Origin of the sequence: Kitasatospora sp. NPDC058406 (assembly GCF_042722765.1) — a bacterium.
In the GTDB taxonomy this organism is placed as follows: Bacteria; Actinomycetota; Actinomycetes; order Streptomycetales; family Streptomycetaceae; genus Kitasatospora.
The window spans coordinates 1-15,089 of the sequence record NZ_JBHXKE010000228.1 but is presented as its reverse complement, the minus strand read 5'-3'; the positions used below and the strand labels follow the sequence as shown (position 1 = coordinate 15,089).

Annotated in this window: 13 protein-coding genes and 1 tRNA gene; 10 read left to right on the top strand and 4 right to left on the bottom strand. The window is 71.3% G+C overall.

What is annotated here, in order from left to right; translation table 11 throughout:
- Positions 1 to 123: 123 nt before the first annotated feature.
- Entirely contained in the window at positions 124 to 564 is a 441-nt protein-coding gene (locus tag ACFWOG_RS32520; RefSeq protein WP_329950175.1) for a hypothetical protein, read from the bottom strand.
- A gap of 172 nt (positions 565 to 736) precedes the next feature.
- Between ACFWOG_RS32520 and ACFWOG_RS32515 the strand changes: the two genes are divergently transcribed.
- From ACFWOG_RS32515 to ACFWOG_RS32495, 5 genes are all read left to right on the top strand, one after another.
- A complete protein-coding gene (locus ACFWOG_RS32515; RefSeq protein WP_329877786.1) occupies positions 737 to 1,888 on the top strand; it encodes an acyl-CoA dehydrogenase family protein in 1,152 nt (383 codons plus the stop codon).
- 166 nt (positions 1,889 to 2,054) lie between these two features.
- Entirely contained in the window at positions 2,055 to 2,825 is a 771-nt protein-coding gene (locus ACFWOG_RS32510; protein WP_380362715.1) for a TetR family transcriptional regulator, read from the top strand.
- A 232-nt stretch (positions 2,826 to 3,057) separates the two neighbouring features.
- A complete protein-coding gene (locus tag ACFWOG_RS32505) occupies positions 3,058 to 4,431 on the top strand; it encodes a chloride channel protein (RefSeq protein WP_355409041.1) in 1,374 nt (457 codons plus the stop codon).
- Between the two features lie 119 nt (positions 4,432 to 4,550).
- A complete protein-coding gene (locus tag ACFWOG_RS32500) occupies positions 4,551 to 4,982 on the top strand; it encodes a hypothetical protein (protein ID WP_380362710.1) in 432 nt (143 codons plus the stop codon).
- 266 nt (positions 4,983 to 5,248) lie between these two features.
- Positions 5,249 to 6,016, top strand: coding sequence for a hypothetical protein (locus tag ACFWOG_RS32495; protein WP_380362708.1), 768 nt, complete (start codon positions 5,249 to 5,251; stop codon positions 6,014 to 6,016).
- Here the strand turns inward: ACFWOG_RS32495 and ACFWOG_RS32490 are convergent.
- Positions 5,997 to 7,778 (bottom strand): prolyl oligopeptidase family serine peptidase, encoded by a 1,782-nt coding sequence (locus ACFWOG_RS32490; RefSeq protein ID WP_380362706.1) that lies wholly within the window; start codon positions 7,776 to 7,778, stop codon positions 5,997 to 5,999. The genes ACFWOG_RS32495 and ACFWOG_RS32490 overlap by 20 nt on opposite strands.
- A 791-nt stretch (positions 7,779 to 8,569) precedes the next feature.
- Here ACFWOG_RS32490 and ACFWOG_RS32485 point away from each other — a divergent pair.
- Together ACFWOG_RS32485 and ACFWOG_RS32480 are read left to right on the top strand one after the other, a co-directional pair.
- Entirely contained in the window at positions 8,570 to 9,781 is a 1,212-nt protein-coding gene (locus ACFWOG_RS32485) for a JmjC domain-containing protein (protein ID WP_380362704.1), read from the top strand.
- A complete protein-coding gene (locus ACFWOG_RS32480; RefSeq protein ID WP_380362702.1) occupies positions 9,715 to 10,578 on the top strand; it encodes an aldo/keto reductase in 864 nt (287 codons plus the stop codon). Before ACFWOG_RS32485 ends, ACFWOG_RS32480 begins: the two co-directional genes overlap by 67 nt.
- Here the strand turns inward: ACFWOG_RS32480 and ACFWOG_RS32475 are convergent.
- A complete protein-coding gene (locus ACFWOG_RS32475; protein ID WP_380362700.1) occupies positions 10,566 to 11,423 on the bottom strand; it encodes a hypothetical protein in 858 nt (285 codons plus the stop codon). The two genes, ACFWOG_RS32480 and ACFWOG_RS32475, sit on opposite strands and share 13 nt — an antisense overlap.
- 202 nt (positions 11,424 to 11,625) lie before the next feature.
- Positions 11,626 to 11,710: transfer RNA gene (locus ACFWOG_RS32470), tRNA-Leu, on the bottom strand.
- A 211-nt stretch (positions 11,711 to 11,921) separates the two neighbouring features.
- Between ACFWOG_RS32470 and ACFWOG_RS32465 the strand changes: the two genes are divergently transcribed.
- The 3 genes from ACFWOG_RS32465 (at position 11,922) to ACFWOG_RS32455 (ending at position 14,949) form a co-directional block, all read left to right on the top strand.
- Positions 11,922 to 13,307, top strand: a complete 1,386-nt coding sequence (locus ACFWOG_RS32465) for a M20/M25/M40 family metallo-hydrolase (protein ID WP_380362698.1) — start codon at positions 11,922 to 11,924, stop codon at positions 13,305 to 13,307.
- Positions 13,308 to 13,590: 283 nt separating this feature from the next.
- Positions 13,591 to 13,833, top strand: a complete 243-nt coding sequence (locus tag ACFWOG_RS32460) for a chaplin (protein ID WP_380362713.1) — start codon at positions 13,591 to 13,593, stop codon at positions 13,831 to 13,833.
- Positions 13,834 to 14,076: 243 nt separating this feature from the next.
- Complete coding sequence (locus ACFWOG_RS32455; protein WP_380362696.1) at positions 14,077 to 14,949, top strand: chaplin; 873 nt, start codon at positions 14,077 to 14,079, stop codon at positions 14,947 to 14,949.
- Positions 14,950 to 15,089: the final 140 nt, after the last annotated feature.

The window sequence follows — 15,089 nt, the reverse complement described above, 5'->3', positions numbered from 1 at the left end:
GCACCGAGTACCCCGGGGTACTCGGTGCCACGCCCTCCGGCACTCGGTGCGGCCGGGGCCTGCGAGGCCGCCCGCGGCCGGGCCCGTGCCCGGGCTGCGTCGCACCGGACGAGGGCCCCTGCGCTACTCCGCGAACATCGCCAGGTGCTGGGTGAACCCGCCCTGGACCGGTGGCAGCGGGCGCGGGTCCGGCGACGGGAGCCGTTCGGGCTCCTCGTGCGACAACACCGTCAGGGCCGGGTGCTCCGAGCCCTCCGCCGCACTCAGCCGGACCCTCGTGCCCACCGGCACGGTGGAGCGCAGACCGTTGACGATGCACCAGACGTCGAACCCCTCGGCCATCCGGATCAGCGACTTCTGCCGGGCCAGCGGGGTGCGGGCCTGTTCGACGGCGCAGCGCCGCACGACCCCGGTGCCCTCGCTGCGCTCCAGGCGCAGGTCGGTGGAGCCGCAGGTGGGGCAGAGCAGCCGTTGGAAGGTCGGGTTGCTGCACCAGGCGCAGCGCTGGAACAACAGCGGGGCGTTGGCGATGTCGATGTCGGCGTCGATGGCTGAGTGGACCACGTTGTCATCTCCCTGCGCTCGGGCGGCTTACGGTTCGGTGGCTTCCGCCCCGAAAAGGATAGGGAACTCAGTGCCGCTCTGTGAAGGCACTGAGTTCCCTTTCTGCTCCGCACGTGCATAATGAAGGGTACTGAGTACCGTCGTGAACGTCGTGAAACAGGAGTGGCCGCTCATGAGCCAGGACTTCGATCTCTTCCGGATCTCCGAGGAGCACGGAATGCTTCGTGAGGCGGTGCGATCGCTGGCCGAGGCGAAGATCGCTCCGTTCGCGGCGGAGGTGGACGAGCAGGGGCGGTTCCCGCAGGAGGCGCTGGACGCGCTGCAGAGCAACGACCTGCACGCGGTGCACGTGCCGGAGGAGTTCGGCGGTGCCGGGGCGGACGCGCTGGCGACGGTGATCGTGATCGAGGAGGTGGCACGGGTGTGCGCCTCGTCGTCGCTGATCCCGGCGGTGAACAAGCTGGGGTCGCTGCCGGTGCAGCTGTCGGGGTCGCCCGAGCTGAAGGCGAAGTACCTGGGGGCGCTGGCCCGCGGCGAGGGGATGTTCTCGTACTGCCTGTCGGAGCCGGAGGCGGGTTCGGACGCGGCGGGGATGAAGACCCGTGCGGTGCGGGACGGGGACTTCTGGGTGCTGAACGGCGTGAAGCGCTGGATCACCAACGCGGGGGTGTCCGAGTTCTACACGGTGATGGCCGTGACCGACCCCGAGGCGCGGTCGAAGGGCATCTCGGCGTTCGTGGTGGAGAAGGGCGACGCGGGCGTGTCGTTCGGTGCGCCGGAGCGGAAGCTGGGCATCAAGGGGTCGCCCACGCGCGAGGTGTACTTCGACAACGTGCGGATCCCGGCCGACCGGATGATCGGTGCGGAGGGCACGGGCTTCGCGACGGCGATGCGGACGCTGGACCACACCCGGGTGACGATCGCGGCGCAGGCGCTGGGGATCGCGCAGGGGGCGCTGGACTACGCGAAGGGGTACGTGCGCGAGCGCAAGCAGTTCGGGAAGCCGATCGGTGACTTCCAGGGCGTGCAGTTCATGCTGGCGGACATGGCGATGAAGCTGGAGGCGGCGCGGCAGCTGACGTACGCGGCGGCGGCGAAGTCGCAGCGCGGGGACGGCGACCTGACGTTCTTCGGGGCGGCGGCGAAGTGCTTCGCGTCGGACGCCGCGATGGAGATCACGACGGACGCGGTGCAGCTGCTCGGCGGGTACGGGTACACGCGTGACTACCCGTTGGAGCGGATGATGCGGGACGCGAAGATCACCCAGATCTACGAGGGCACCAACCAGATCCAGCGCATCGTCATGGCCCGGAACCTGCCGTAACCCGCCGTCACCCTTCGGGCGTCCGGACCGGCGCGCCGTACGTCGCACGAGCTGTACGCGGCGTGCGCGCGCTGGTCCTGGTGTTCGAAGCCGATGCTATGTTCCGGGAATGAGCGAGAAGGAAGCGCAGGACCAGCCCATGAACGACGGGCCCCCCAAGCCCGCGATGCGCGAGGCGCTGGTCGCCGCCGCCTTCGAGCTCTTCCTGGAGCGCGGATTCGAACAGACCACGATCGACGACATCGTCTCGCTCGCCGGGGTCGGCCGGCGCTCGTTCTTCCGCTACTTCCCGGCCAAGGAGGACGTGGTCTTCCCCGACCACGAGCGCAGCCTCGCCGAGATGACGGAGTTCCTGGAGTCCGGCACCGGCGAGGAGGACCCCGTCCGGCGTGCCAGCGACGCCGCCCGGCTGGTCCTGCGGATGTACGCCGAGCAGCCGTCCTTCTCCGTCCAGCGCTACCGGCTCACCCGTAAGGTGCCCGGCCTGCGGGCCTACGAGCTCTCCGTGGTCTGGCGCTACGAGCACACGCTCGCGCACTACCTGCGCGGCCGCTTCGCCGACCGGCCGGACGGGGCCCTGCGGGCCGACGTGATCGCCGCCGCCGTGGTCGCCGCGCACAACCACGCGCTGCGCACCTGGCTGCGTTCGGGCGGCGAGAGCGACTGGGTGGCCGAGGTGGACCGGGCGATGGCCTTCGTCACCGAGACGTGGAGCGACCGGCCCGGTGGCGCGGCCCCGGCCCCGGCCGACGGCGCGGGCACGGGGTCGAGGGTGGACCCGGAGGTCGGCCCGGGCCGCGGCCCGGACGGCCGGGACGAGGCCGGGCCTGACGACGACGTCGTGGTGCTGGTCGCCAGCCGCCGCATGCCGCTCTGGCGGATGGTCCAGGGGATCGAGAGCGCGCTGGGGGAGTCCCACCGGGTCCGGCAGGACTGACGGTCCGGCAGGACCGACCACGTCCGCCCCGGCACCCACCCGCTCGCCCGTGCCCTTCGCGCCCGCCCGGCCGCCCGCCCGGCCCCGTTCCCCGCTCACCCGCCCGGCGCAACCCGGCGGGACGCGCCGTGTTCCGGACGCCGCCTGCCGTGCAGGGCGCCGGGTCGCGGGCGAGACTCGGTCGCAGGACGCGGCCGGGGGTGGACCGGCCGGGGAGCGCGAAGGAGCCGGCATGCCCCAGCAGAGCGGTGACCCCACCCTGCGCGGTCTGCTGCTGACCAGGGGATACCTGGGCCTCCTTCTGATCGCGGCGCTGGTCGGCGTCCCGGTGTCGCTGGCGGCCTTCGGGTTCGTCAGCCTGGAGCACGAACTCCAGCACTGGATCTGGGAGAGCCTGCCCGAGGCGCTCGGCCACGACCGCGCGCCCTGGTGGTGGCCGCTGCCCCTGCTGCTGATCGCCGGGCTGCTGGTGGCCCCGATCGTGACCCGGATGCCCGGCCGCGGCGGGCACGTCCCGGTCGACGGGCTCGGCGGGGCCCCGACCCTGCCGAAGGCCGTGCCCGGCGTCATCCTGGCGGCGCTCGTCTGCCTGCCGCTCGGCGCGCTGCTCGGCCCGGAGGCGCCGCTGATGGCGATGGGCAGCGGACTGGCCCTGCTCGCCGTGAGCTCCGCGCGCCGCGCGGCCCAGCCCCGACTGGCGCCCGTGCTCGGCGCGGCCGGTTCGACGGCGGCGATCTCCACCATCTTCGGCAGTCCGCTGGTCGCCGCCGTGATGATGATCGAGGCGGCCGGGCTGGGGGGTCCGCAGCTGGTGGCGCTGATCCTGCCCTGCCTGCTGGCCAGCGGGATCGGCGCGCTGGTGTTCACCGGCTTCGGCCACTGGACCGGGCTGTCGATCGGCGCGCTCTCGCTGCCTTCGGTGCCGTCCAGCGGCACGCCCGACCCGGGCGACTTCCTCTGGGGCGTGCCGGTCGCGGTCCTCGTCGCCGTGGTCTGCGTGGCCGGCCAGATGCTCGGCCGCCGGGTCAAGGTCTTCACCGTCGGTGACCCGAACGGCCCCGGCGGCCCCGCTTCCGTGCCGACGGTCCGGCAGACGGCGATCCGGACGGTGCTCTGCGCGGTCGCGGTCGGCGTCGTCATCGCCGCGTACGCGCTGATGACCGGCCGTTCACCGGAGGAGGACGCGCTCTCCGGACAGGCGACCCTCGGCGCCCTCGCCGCGAACCCGGGGGCCTGGTCGGAGGGCGCGCTGCTGGCGCTCGCGCTCTGCAAGACGGTCGGTTGGGGCATCGCGCTGGGCAGCCTGCGCGGCGGCCCGATCTTCCCGGCGATCCTGATCGGCGCCACCATCGGGGTGGCGTGCGGTCCGCTGCCCGGTTTCGGCGTCGCTCCGGGCATGGCGGCCGGGCTGGCCGCCGCCGGCGCGGCGGTCACCCGCTTGCCCCTCACCAGCACCGTGCTGGCGGCGGCGCTGCTGGGATCGAACGCGACGGACGAGATGCCGCTGCTGATCGTCGCCTCGGTGACGGCCTTCATCACCGGCGAACTGGTCCGCAACCTGACCGACCGCCGCACCCCGGCCCGCACCCCCGCGCCGGCGGCCTGAGCCTGCCGCCCGGCCGCCCGGCGGCGGCAGGCCCGGAGAAGTACACGTCCCTCACGAGGAGGCAGTTCTCCGCCCGGTCCGGGTCGGCGTCAATGAAACTCCGCCCCACACTCGTTCGAGTGGGTGCCGGATTGGGCGGCTCCGGCCGGGGCAACCTCGCCACCATGACCACGTCCTCACCCCGCCGCCGACGCGGCCGTCGGCCCACCGTCCACCGCGCCACCACCCCGCGGAAGGGGGCCCGCCGCTCCGGCACCATCGGTACGACCACCGCGGCCGCCGCCGCACCGATGGCCTGCCGGAAGCAGCCGCCCGCCTCCGCGTGCATCTCCACGGGTCCCAAGCCCGGCGCCCCGGCTCCGCGCGCTTCCGTGCACGCCGCCGCGTCCTCGCCCACCCGCAGGCACACCTCCGCTCACGCACCGGCAGTACCGGCAGCGTCCGCACGGCCGTGCTGCGCCATCGCGACCACCGAGCACCGGTCCCTCGGCGGCACCGTCATCCGCACCCACCGCCACCAGGCCGCCTGCCCGGTCTGGACCGCCCGCTGACCCCGGGCACCGCCCGCGCACGACGCCCGACGACCGGCCCTGCCGAGGTCTTCCTGCCGAACGTGTGCGACGCCCTCGTGAACACGACCCGGACCCTGCCGAGCACCTGGTCCGCTCACTGACCCGAGGCCGGGGAGCCGCCCTTCCGGCCCCCCACGAGCACCACCTGACCGCCGCCGCCGAACGCCATCTACATCGACACCGAACTGGCGACGCTGCTCGCCCGCCCGGCTACCGGCGAGGACGTGGTGCACGCCAGAGCCCGCGTGGCCACCGGCCTCTTCGAGCTGGCCGGTTACCAGGCCGTCGATGCCGGAGATCCGAGCCGGGCTCAGGTCTACTACTTGCGGGCGCTGGCCCTGACCAGAGCGACCCGCAACCACTCCTACGGGGCCTACCTCGTCGCGGTGAGCCTCGGACACCTGGCCCTGCACAGCCGTCGGCCGCGCCACGCCTTGCGCTGGGCCGAGTCTGCGGCAGCGGCGGGCACGGCGGCGAGTCCCGCGACGCGGGCAGCCATCTCCGTAGTCCAAGCCCGGGCCCACGCCCGGATGGGACAGGAGCGGGAGGCCACCGCGCTGATCCTGCAGGCGGAGCGGTTGCTCGGTTCGTCCGTCCCCGCGGACGAACCCTCGTGGATCAGGTACTTCACTCCGGCCTATCTGGCGGACGAGGTCGCGCACTGCCTGTACGACCTCGACCGTTTCCAAGCCGCCAGAGGCCACCTGATGGACGCCATCGAGGGCGTGGGGCGGGACAAGGTGCGGCGTCTGGCGATCGACGCTGCCCTGCTCGCCTCGACGTGGCTGCGCACGGGGGACGTCGACCGGGCATGTGCCGCGGGCCGCGATGCCGTGAACTACGCGGCCAGGACGTCGTCAGGGCGCTGCGCCCAGCGCGTCGCCGGCGTTCTGGCGGGGCTCGATTCCCACGCCGACTACGCGCCGGTGGCTGAACTGCGTGAGTACGCGCGCCTCGTCCTACCGGCGGCGGACCGAGTAGCGACGGCGACTGCTACGGCTCGCGGCGCATGAGCCTGTCGTAGAAGTCGAGCTCGGCCAGCAACGCGTGCTCCAGGGCTGTCGGCGCGGACAGGTAGTGGCCGACGCCCTCCAGGAGCAAGGCCCGGTGGGGGCGTCCGAGTGTCGCGAGGTCCTTGACGAGTCGGCGTGTGTCGTCGACCGCGGCGATCTCGTCAGCCGTTCCGTGGATCAGCAGGACCGGTATGCGGACAGCCTCCGCGCGGACCGCTCCTGCCGGGCCGCTCAGAATCGCTGCGTGGGGCCGTTGGAAGCGCGGGACGACCTTCTCCCAACGTGCCGGGTCGATGATCGCGGAGGTGGCGGTCGCCGCGGTGAACGGGCCCTGGCGACAGGCGGCCTGCAGGGCGGTGTATCCGCCCGCGCTGGCTCCGGCGATGAAGACGGCGTCTCGCTGCGCCTGACCGGTCTCCAGGAGGTGGCGGGCGACGGTCGCGCAGTCCTCGACGTCGTACTCGCCCCAGTGGCCGTGAAGGGATTGTCGGAAGACCCGGCCCTGGCCGGTGCTGCCACGGTAGGCCACCTCCGCGACGGCGAAGCCGCAGCTGACGAAGAACTGTACGGCCCAGTCAAGGCGTAGGGGGACGTCGTCGGTGGGCCCTGGGTGGGCCCGGACGATCAGGGGAGCGGGGAGCCCCCCGTCGGGCTGGTGCAGCAGGAAGCGAATGGAGAGCTCACCCGAGCGGACGGTGCGGATGGTCGGTGGCAGGACTTGCGGTCCAGGGATGCCGCTGATGCCGGGTCCGATAGGCAGCGCCGGACGCTCGCCCGGCAGGCCGAGGTCGATCATGCGCACGGACGGTCGGCTGGCGGGGGTTGATCCGATGAGGAACACGTCGTCGCCGAGAGCAGCGACGTAGGGCTTGATCGAGGTCAGATCGGTGGCATGGCGGATCAGCAGCCCGCCGCGATCAACGCTCACCAGCTCGGTGCCGATGCCGTCGTGAACGGTCAGGACGATCGGCCCGGAGTCGGTGAAGGCGTACGACCGGTACCCGCCCTCCCACGGTGCGGGCGCACAGTCGGCGTCCATCGGCGCAACCGGCTCGATGGTCTCGCCTGTCCAGCGGTAGAGGTTCCACCACCCGGTGCGGTCGGACATGAAATACAGCTGTCCGTCGGGGCCCCAGAGTGGCTGGACCACGGCCTCCCGGTCACTGCCCGCCAGCAATCGGCCCGGGCTCGTCCGGTCGGGCCACGCGGTCAGCATGAGTCGGGTGGAGTCCCACGGCATTCGGTCGGCGGCCCACTCCAGGTACGCGAGCGCCCCATCGTGCAGCTGCGGGGCCGCGAGGAATCCCGTTGAGCTGACGAGCACCCGGACGTCGCCGTCCGGGGTGATCTCGACGATCTGGTCGCCCTCGTCGGTGCCGCGGACGGCAAGCAGGACGTTTGCGGCGTGGTGCAGTTCGCCGTACCGGTAGCCGTCGGCCACGGCGACAGCCGGTTCCGGCTCGTTGCCGGGCCTGATCCGGTAGACCTTGCTGTCCTCGGCAACCACCCACTGGGTGTCGGCGGCGACCGCGAAGGAGCCGCCGCCGTAGGCATGGAGCCGGCCGCCCACCGACACCCCGGGTGGCGTTCGCGCCCGCGCCGGAGCGCCAGGGCGTGTGCTCATCAGTCGGCGGATGCCGCCCAGGTCGGGATCGGACTGGAGCCACCACAGCGCGCCGTCCGCAGCGAGCAGTTCATCGTGCGACACCTGCTTGCGCGCCACCCACTTCGCCGCGAGCGGCCCGCCGTACTCCCCGCTCATCCGTTCCTCTCGGCCGTCGATGCACCCGGGTTCGAAGGCTACCCCCGCCCGGTGCCACCGCGGAGAAAGGTCTGAGCGTCGCCCCGTCCCTGGCCGACCGTCGAACGCTCGATGCCGGAGGCTCCGGCCGAGGATGCCTGCGCGCATGCCTGCCCATCCAGGTGCTGGAGGAGTCACGTGTCTGCGACGCGTAGGCCGTCACGCGCGAGCGAAGACTCGCTGTCGGCAGAACATGCCAGGCTGCGCGCGGGTTTCCCCCACCTGTGCCACATCGATGCATCAATTCTGCTCTGTGCCGGCCAGGTCGGAGGCGCTTCGCTGGAGATCTGCCGAAGCCTGCCGACTCGACAGGTTGGAAAGCCGGGCCTCGGCCTGCTCCAGGGTGCCCCGCAGGCCGGTGCGTTCCCGGCGAAGGTGCGAGGTCGCAGCGCAGTGCCGGCCAGAGCTGTCCTGCGAGGGGGCCGGTAGCCGGACGCTTCACCCTGGACCACCCGCTGGAAGCCCGGCGGGACCACCCGACATGAGAGGAACCCAACAGTGCCCGAGTACACGCCGCCCCCTACCGGGGACGGCCTTCTGGTGGCCGTGGAACTGCTGGCAAGTGTCCACGACCGACACGACACCGACCGCTCCGATCCTGGCACAGGCGGTTCGGGCGACGGCCCCTGGCCCGACGGCGACGGTCTGAACAATCCGGCCTGACAGGCCGGCGTCCTGGGGCGGAGGGTCCCGTCGACCGACTCGGCGCGATCCTCCGCCCCTCCCGCTACGCACTCGAAGGAAGAGGGACCGTGAAGCATCGTCTGGTACGTGGTGTCGAGGACGCTCTGGGGTGGGACGGCCCCGGGCTGCTCGGGAAGGCGTTCGCGCGAGGCAGCCTCAGGGACGTCGAACTGGTGGAGCGGATGCTCACGCCCCAAGGGCTTCTTGACATGGTGATGCGCCGAAGCCTGGCGAACCCGCAGTTCCGCTGCTTCCGCGGGGGCGAGGAGCTACACCCCAAGGCCTACCTGAGTCCGCAGATCTCACTCAGGGGACAGAGCATCCCGATGGCGGACATGCGCCGGCTGGGAAATCTCCTTCACGAGGGCGCGACGATCGTCCTGGATCAGGCGAACGTCTTCGACCCGACGATGGAGGTGGCATGTCGGGCCATGCAGTGGTGGTCCCGGGAGAACGTCCAGGTCAACGTCTATCTGACCACCAACGACGCCGCCGGTTTCGATCTGCACTGGGACGACCACGATGTCCTGATCATCCAATTGGCCGGCGAGAAAGACTGGGAGGTGCGTGGAGCCTCGCGGCAAGCTCCGCTGTACCGCGATGCCGACCGTAACAACACGCCCAGCGACGAGATCGTCTGGACGGGTGCGATGCAGGCCGGTGACGTCATGCACATTCCGCGCGGTTACTGGCACCAGGCCTCCCGCGTCGGTCGCAGTCAGGGCCGGAGCATGCACATGACGCTCGGTTTCGCGAAGCGAACCGGGGTGAACTGGTTCTCCTGGCTGGCCGATTGGTCCCGCGAGACCGAACTCTTCCGTCGTGATCTCGACCGGTGGGGCGAACCCGGGGAGCGGGCGGCCCAACAGCGGGAGCTGGCCGCTGCTGCCGCACGCGTCATCACCGCAAGGAGCCCGGCCGACTACCTGGCGGTCCGAGAGCGGGAAGCCGTCACACCTCGGCACGTACCGTTCCTGGAGATCTTCGGGCCGCTGGAGGCCGCGGTGTGCATTACCGACTTTCCGCCGCTGATCGAGGAGAACGGCGACACGGTCGCTGTTCTCGCGGCTGGAAAGAAGCTCACCTTCACCGCCGAGGCGCTGCCTGCTCTGCACGTGCTCCTGAGCGGCCGGCCCGTGAGGCTGGCTGAGGCAGTCCGCAGTGTGGGCGACGAAGTCGGGCTCTTGGCAAGGATTTTGACGGAGGAGGAACTGTGCGCAGGCCTCACCCCCGAGTTGTTCTCGGGCTACACCGGTCTCGTTACGAACGCCGGCTGCTGACGAGCGCCCTGGAACTGGGTATTACGGCGATCGACACGAGCTTCAACTACAGGAATTTCGAGGCCCACAGCAGGCTGGCGAAGATCGGGGGCGACCTCCTTCCACGCTTCGCGCTGTCCACCAAGGTCGGATTCTTTCCGGGCGCGGGCAGGGCGGATCACTCTCTCGACCCGGCCCGGCTGCGGCTCGCCGTCGAGCAGACGAATAGGGACCTCGGGCGACCCCCGGACCTTGTCTTCCTGCACAACCCGGAACACTCACTACGAAAGGCCGTCGATGCGCGCGACGCACTGGCGCAGGCATGCGAGGCCCTGGACGATGCCGTAGGGAAGGGGCTATGCGGATCTTGGGGGATCTCGTCCTGGAATCCCTCCTCGCTGCTCGAACTGGTCGACCCGACGGTGCCGAAGCCGTCCGTACTCATGATTCGTGCCGGCCTGCTGGTCGGGATCGACACGCTGGACGCTGTGGACACCCTCGCCTCCCGGTTGGGTCTGTCAGTTCGTTCGATGTGGGGCATGAGCCCTTTCGGGGGCAACGCCGGCGACCCCGTGTGGGGCAAGATCGACCCCCGTATCTTCATCCAGGACCAGGAGGGGAGATCGCTGTCCCGGCCGCAAGCGGCGTTCCGGTCCGCCTTCAGCCTTCCCCGTGTAGACGCCGTGGCCGTCGGTTCGGACAACCCCGTGCACCTCCACGAACTGCTTGCCGCTTTGGACTGCCCGGTGGATGAGCAGATGGTCCTTCGATACCGGGACCTCCTGCGAGACCGGGCGGCGCGCCGTCAGCGGGCTTGAAGGCGCGCCACGATCCGGGCTGCCGCATGCCGGGCCGGCTCCACCCGGGGATCCTCCGGATGGGCGTCCGGTCCGATGATCTTCGAGCAGGCGAACAACATCATCAACCTGCCCTCCCTGTTCTCCAACGCGTGCCCGCGCTCCCGGCGCACGCGGTCGGCCAGCGCCGGGACGGCAAGAGAATTCGCCCACAACGATGCCGAGTCCAGTCCCCGCGGCGCGTTCCCCCAGTCCTCCCAGTCGAACAAGCAGAACCGTGGGCCGGTCACGTTCGCCCAGTTCAGGTCCGCGTGGGCGGGCGCCCACTGGGTGACGGTCGTGTCGAAGGTGCCGGGAAAGGTTGCGCGGATGGCCTTGGTGACCACGGCTTGGCCGATGGGCACCGTGTCCGGGGTGGCGATCCGTGTCGTGTGTTGGCCGGCCAACGCGTCCAGCGAGGAGTTCAGTGCTTGCCACCAGGAAGCAGGAAGGCCCGGATCGGTGGCGAGCACGCTGCTGCCGACCGGGTTGCCCGGAAGGAGACTGGTCTCGTCGGCCCGCCACATCGCCGCGTGTGATGCATCCCGCCAAGCCAGCCCGGCGCGCCAGGTCGGCTTGTCGATCGCTGTCAGGGCTGCCGCGCACTCGGTGCCGTTCCAGCCTTGGCCGCCGATTCGGTCGAGTGGGCGCCGTTCGATCCGGACCCAGGTGTCACGGTCCGTCCGCGCCCCGACCGAGCGGCGTTTACGCAGCACCGTGTCGGGTTGCAGGCGCACCCGGAGAGCCTGCTCGACGCGGTCGAGAACCTCGTCGACCGGCTCAACCCGCAGGTCGACAGCGAGGGCCGAAGGAATCGGGAGCGTCATGCGAGTGACCGTAGCAAGGAGGTCGATCCGGGCTCCGGGTTATGAACGAACAGGACCTCGAGCCCCTCGCCGACCGAGGTCACCGGATGTCCGACTCGTCCGAGGGCTCCAGGCATCCCGGGAAACGAAAAGGGCGGATCGAGGAGAACCTCGATCCGCGCCTGATCACTGCTACGTCATCTCCACCTGGGGAGATGGACTGTGTCCGAGGGGGGACTTGAACCCCCACGCCCGATAAAGGGCACTAGCACCTCAAGCTAGCGCGTCTGCCATTCCGCCACCCGGACGGGGTGTTGTCTTTGCGGCTTCCTTCTGTTCGTCGGCCGCGCTGACAGATGTAACTGTAGCAGTGATCGGCTTGCGGTCCCAAAACGGCTCCGGGTGGGGGAGTGGGGGTTGCGGGGGCGTGTCGGCGTGTTTCGTGGGGGTGGATCCGGGTCGGGGGCTGGGAGAGGATGGGCGGACGTGCTCGTACGGCCCGGGTGCAGGTCCCGGGGAATGGCGCGCTGGGGCGCCGGTGCGGGCCAGAGACGAGGAGTGACCGTGAGCGAGCGGAGCGAGTCGGCGGGGCGGTCGGCGGCGAAGGTGACGGGCGAGTCCGAGGTTGCCGACATCTGCCGTGATCTGATCCGGATCGACACCAGCAACTACGGCGACGGTTCCGGTCCGGGGGAGCGCAAGGCCGCCGAGTACGTGGCCGAGCAGCTCGCCGAGTTCGGTCTCGAACCGCAGATCTTCGAGTCGGCGAAGGGCCGGGCGTCCACCGTCGTCCGGATCGAGGGCGAGGACCGGTCGCGGCCCGGTCTGCTGATCCACGGGCACACGGACGTGGTGCCGGCCAACGCCGCGGACTGGACGTACGACCCGTTCGCCGGGGAGATCGCGGACGGCTGCGTCTGGGGCCGCGGCGCGGTGGACATGAAGGACATGGACGCGATGACCCTGGCGGTCGTCCGGGACCGGCTGCGCACCGGCCGCAAGCCCCCGCGTGACCTGGTGCTGGCCTTCCTCGCCGACGAGGAGGCGGGCGGCACGTACGGCGCCCGGTACCTGGTCGACAAGCACCCGGCGCTGTTCGAGGGCGTGACCGAGGCGATCGGTGAGGTCGGCGGCTTCTCCTTCACGGTCAACGACAAGGCCCGGCTCTACCTGGTGGAGACGGCCGAGAAGGGCATGCACTGGATGCGGCTCACGGTCGACGGCCGGGCCGGGCACGGGTCGATGGAGAACGACGACAACGCGATCACCGAGCTGTGCGAGGCGGTGGCCCGGCTGGGGCGCCACCAGTTCCCGCTGCGGATCACCAAGACCGTCCGGGCCTTCCTGGACGAGCTGTCGGACGCGCTCGGCGTCGAGCTCGACCCGGAGAACATGGACGAGACGCTCCGGGTGCTCGGCGGCATCGCCAAGATGATCGGCACCACGCTGCGCAACACCGCCCAGCCCACCATGCTCGGCGCCGGCTACAAGGTGAACGTGATCCCCGGGCAGGCCACCGCGCACGTGGACGGGCGGTTCCTGCCCGGCTACGAGGAGGAGTTCCTGGCCGAGCTGGACAGCGTGCTGGGTCCGCGCGTGAAGCGCGAGAGCCTGCACTCCGACAAGGCGATCGAGACCAGCTTCGACGGCGCCCTGGTCGAGGCGATGCAGACCGCGCTGCGCGCCGAGGACCCGATCGCCCGGGCCGTGCCGTACTGCCTCTCCGGCGGCACGGACGCCAAGTCGTTCCAGGACCTCGGGATCCGTTGCTTCGGGTTCGCCCCGCTGCAGCTGCCGCCGGAGCTGGACTTCGCCGGCATGTTCCACGGCGTGGACGAGCGGGTGCCGGTGGACGGGCTGAAGTTCGGCGTGCGGGTGCTGGACCGGTTCATCGACGCCTGCTGAGGCGGTTCGCGGAGCCGTCGGACCGCCGGTTGCCCCGGCGGGCGGCTCCGGTCGGGCGACCGGCCCGCCCCCGGATCCCCGGGGGCGGGCCGTTTGTCGTGGCAGGGGTGGGCGGGCCCGTGCCGTACGGAGGGTCGCGTCGGCCGCCGTAAGTCGATTACCTGTTCGTCGTATCACCACTGCGAGTGAATGGGACGCCTGTTCCGTACCCCGTTCGGCCGCACCGTCGTTCACTTCTGTGACGGCCCGGAACCGATGTCCGGGTGTCTTTATAGGAGGAATGATGAAGGTCAAGAAGATTGCCGCCGTTACCGCTGCCACCGGTGGCCTGCTGATCGCCGCCGCCGGTGTCGCCTCCGCGCACGGCGGGGCCGGTGCCCAGGGCGTGGCCGCCGGTTCCCCCGGCGTCGTGTCGGGCAACCAGATCCAGATCCCGGTGCACATCCCGGTCAACCTGTGCGGCAACACCATCAGCGTGATCGGCGTGCTGAACCCCGCGTTCGGCAACCACTGCGTCAACGCCTGAGCCCATACCAGTCGTTGAGTCGGGCCCCCGGTGGCGGTTGCGCCGCGCCGGGGGCGCTTGTCTGCGTGGGCCCGCCCCGTACCTCCCTCATGACATCCCTCGAACGGATGAATAGGGCTGGTTCGGGTCAACCTCCGCGCGGACTTCTTCGTTCTCTCCCATGCAGCCGAAGACCTCTCCGCTCATTCGGAAATTCCGACTTTCGGTAGGTCATCACGTCGTCTCGATACGTCAGGGGAAAATATGAGGAATGCAGCCAAGAAGGGGCTCCTCACGGCCGTGGCCACCGGCAGTGTGCTGGCTTCGACCGCCGGCTACGCCTATGCGAGCGCCGGGGCGGAGGGGGACGCGGTGGGGTCACCGGGCGTGGCCTCCGGCAACTCGGTGCAGGTGCCGGTCCACGTGCCGATCAACGCCTGTGGCAACACGGTCGACGTGATCGGCGTGCTGAACCCGGCGTACGGCAACAACTGCGCCAACGCCTCCGGACGCTCGGGCGCCGGCGGGCACGCCGGTTCGGGCACCGCGGCCTCGGGCACCGCGGCCTCGGGGTCCGGAGCCTCCGGAGTCGCGGCCGGGTCGCCCGGTGTGGTCTCGGGCAACAGCGTCCAGGCCCCCGTGCACATCCCGGTGAACGCCTGCGGCAACTCGGTCGACGTGGTGGGCGCCGCCAACCCCGCCTTCGGCAACGACTGCGCCAACGCGCCCGGCCCGGTGCACACCCCGCCCGCCGTCCCGGAGGAGGACTGCCCGGAGGGCCACAACCCGCACAACCCGCCGCCGCCGGTCACCAGCCAGCCGCCCCCGCCGCCCACCCCGAGCCCGAGTGCCGGCGAGACCACCCCCGGCGTGCCGCGGAACGGCAGCCCGACGCCGTCCGCCCCGTCCGCGAGCAGCAGCCCGAACGCCGGCCCGGGCGTCGCGAGCCCGAGCCGACAGGCGGTGCCCGCCTCCGCGCGCACCGGCAGCCCGTCCGCGGCCCCGGTCGGCTCCACCGACGGCGGCCAGCTGGCCTCGACCGGCGCCGGCGGCACCGAGATGCTCGGCGCGGCAGGCCTCGCGCTGCTGATCGGCGGCGGCGTCCTCTACCGTCGCGCCCGCGCCGGTGCCCGCTGAGTAGCCGCGCCGCCGCACGACCGGTGCGGCGCCCCCGTCCGAGCTCCGCGCACCTGCGGGACGCCCGCGTCGGCTGAGACGCCGCGGGCAGGCCGGGCCGCCGCGCGTCCTCGACAGTCGAACCTCGGACGGTCGCGGAC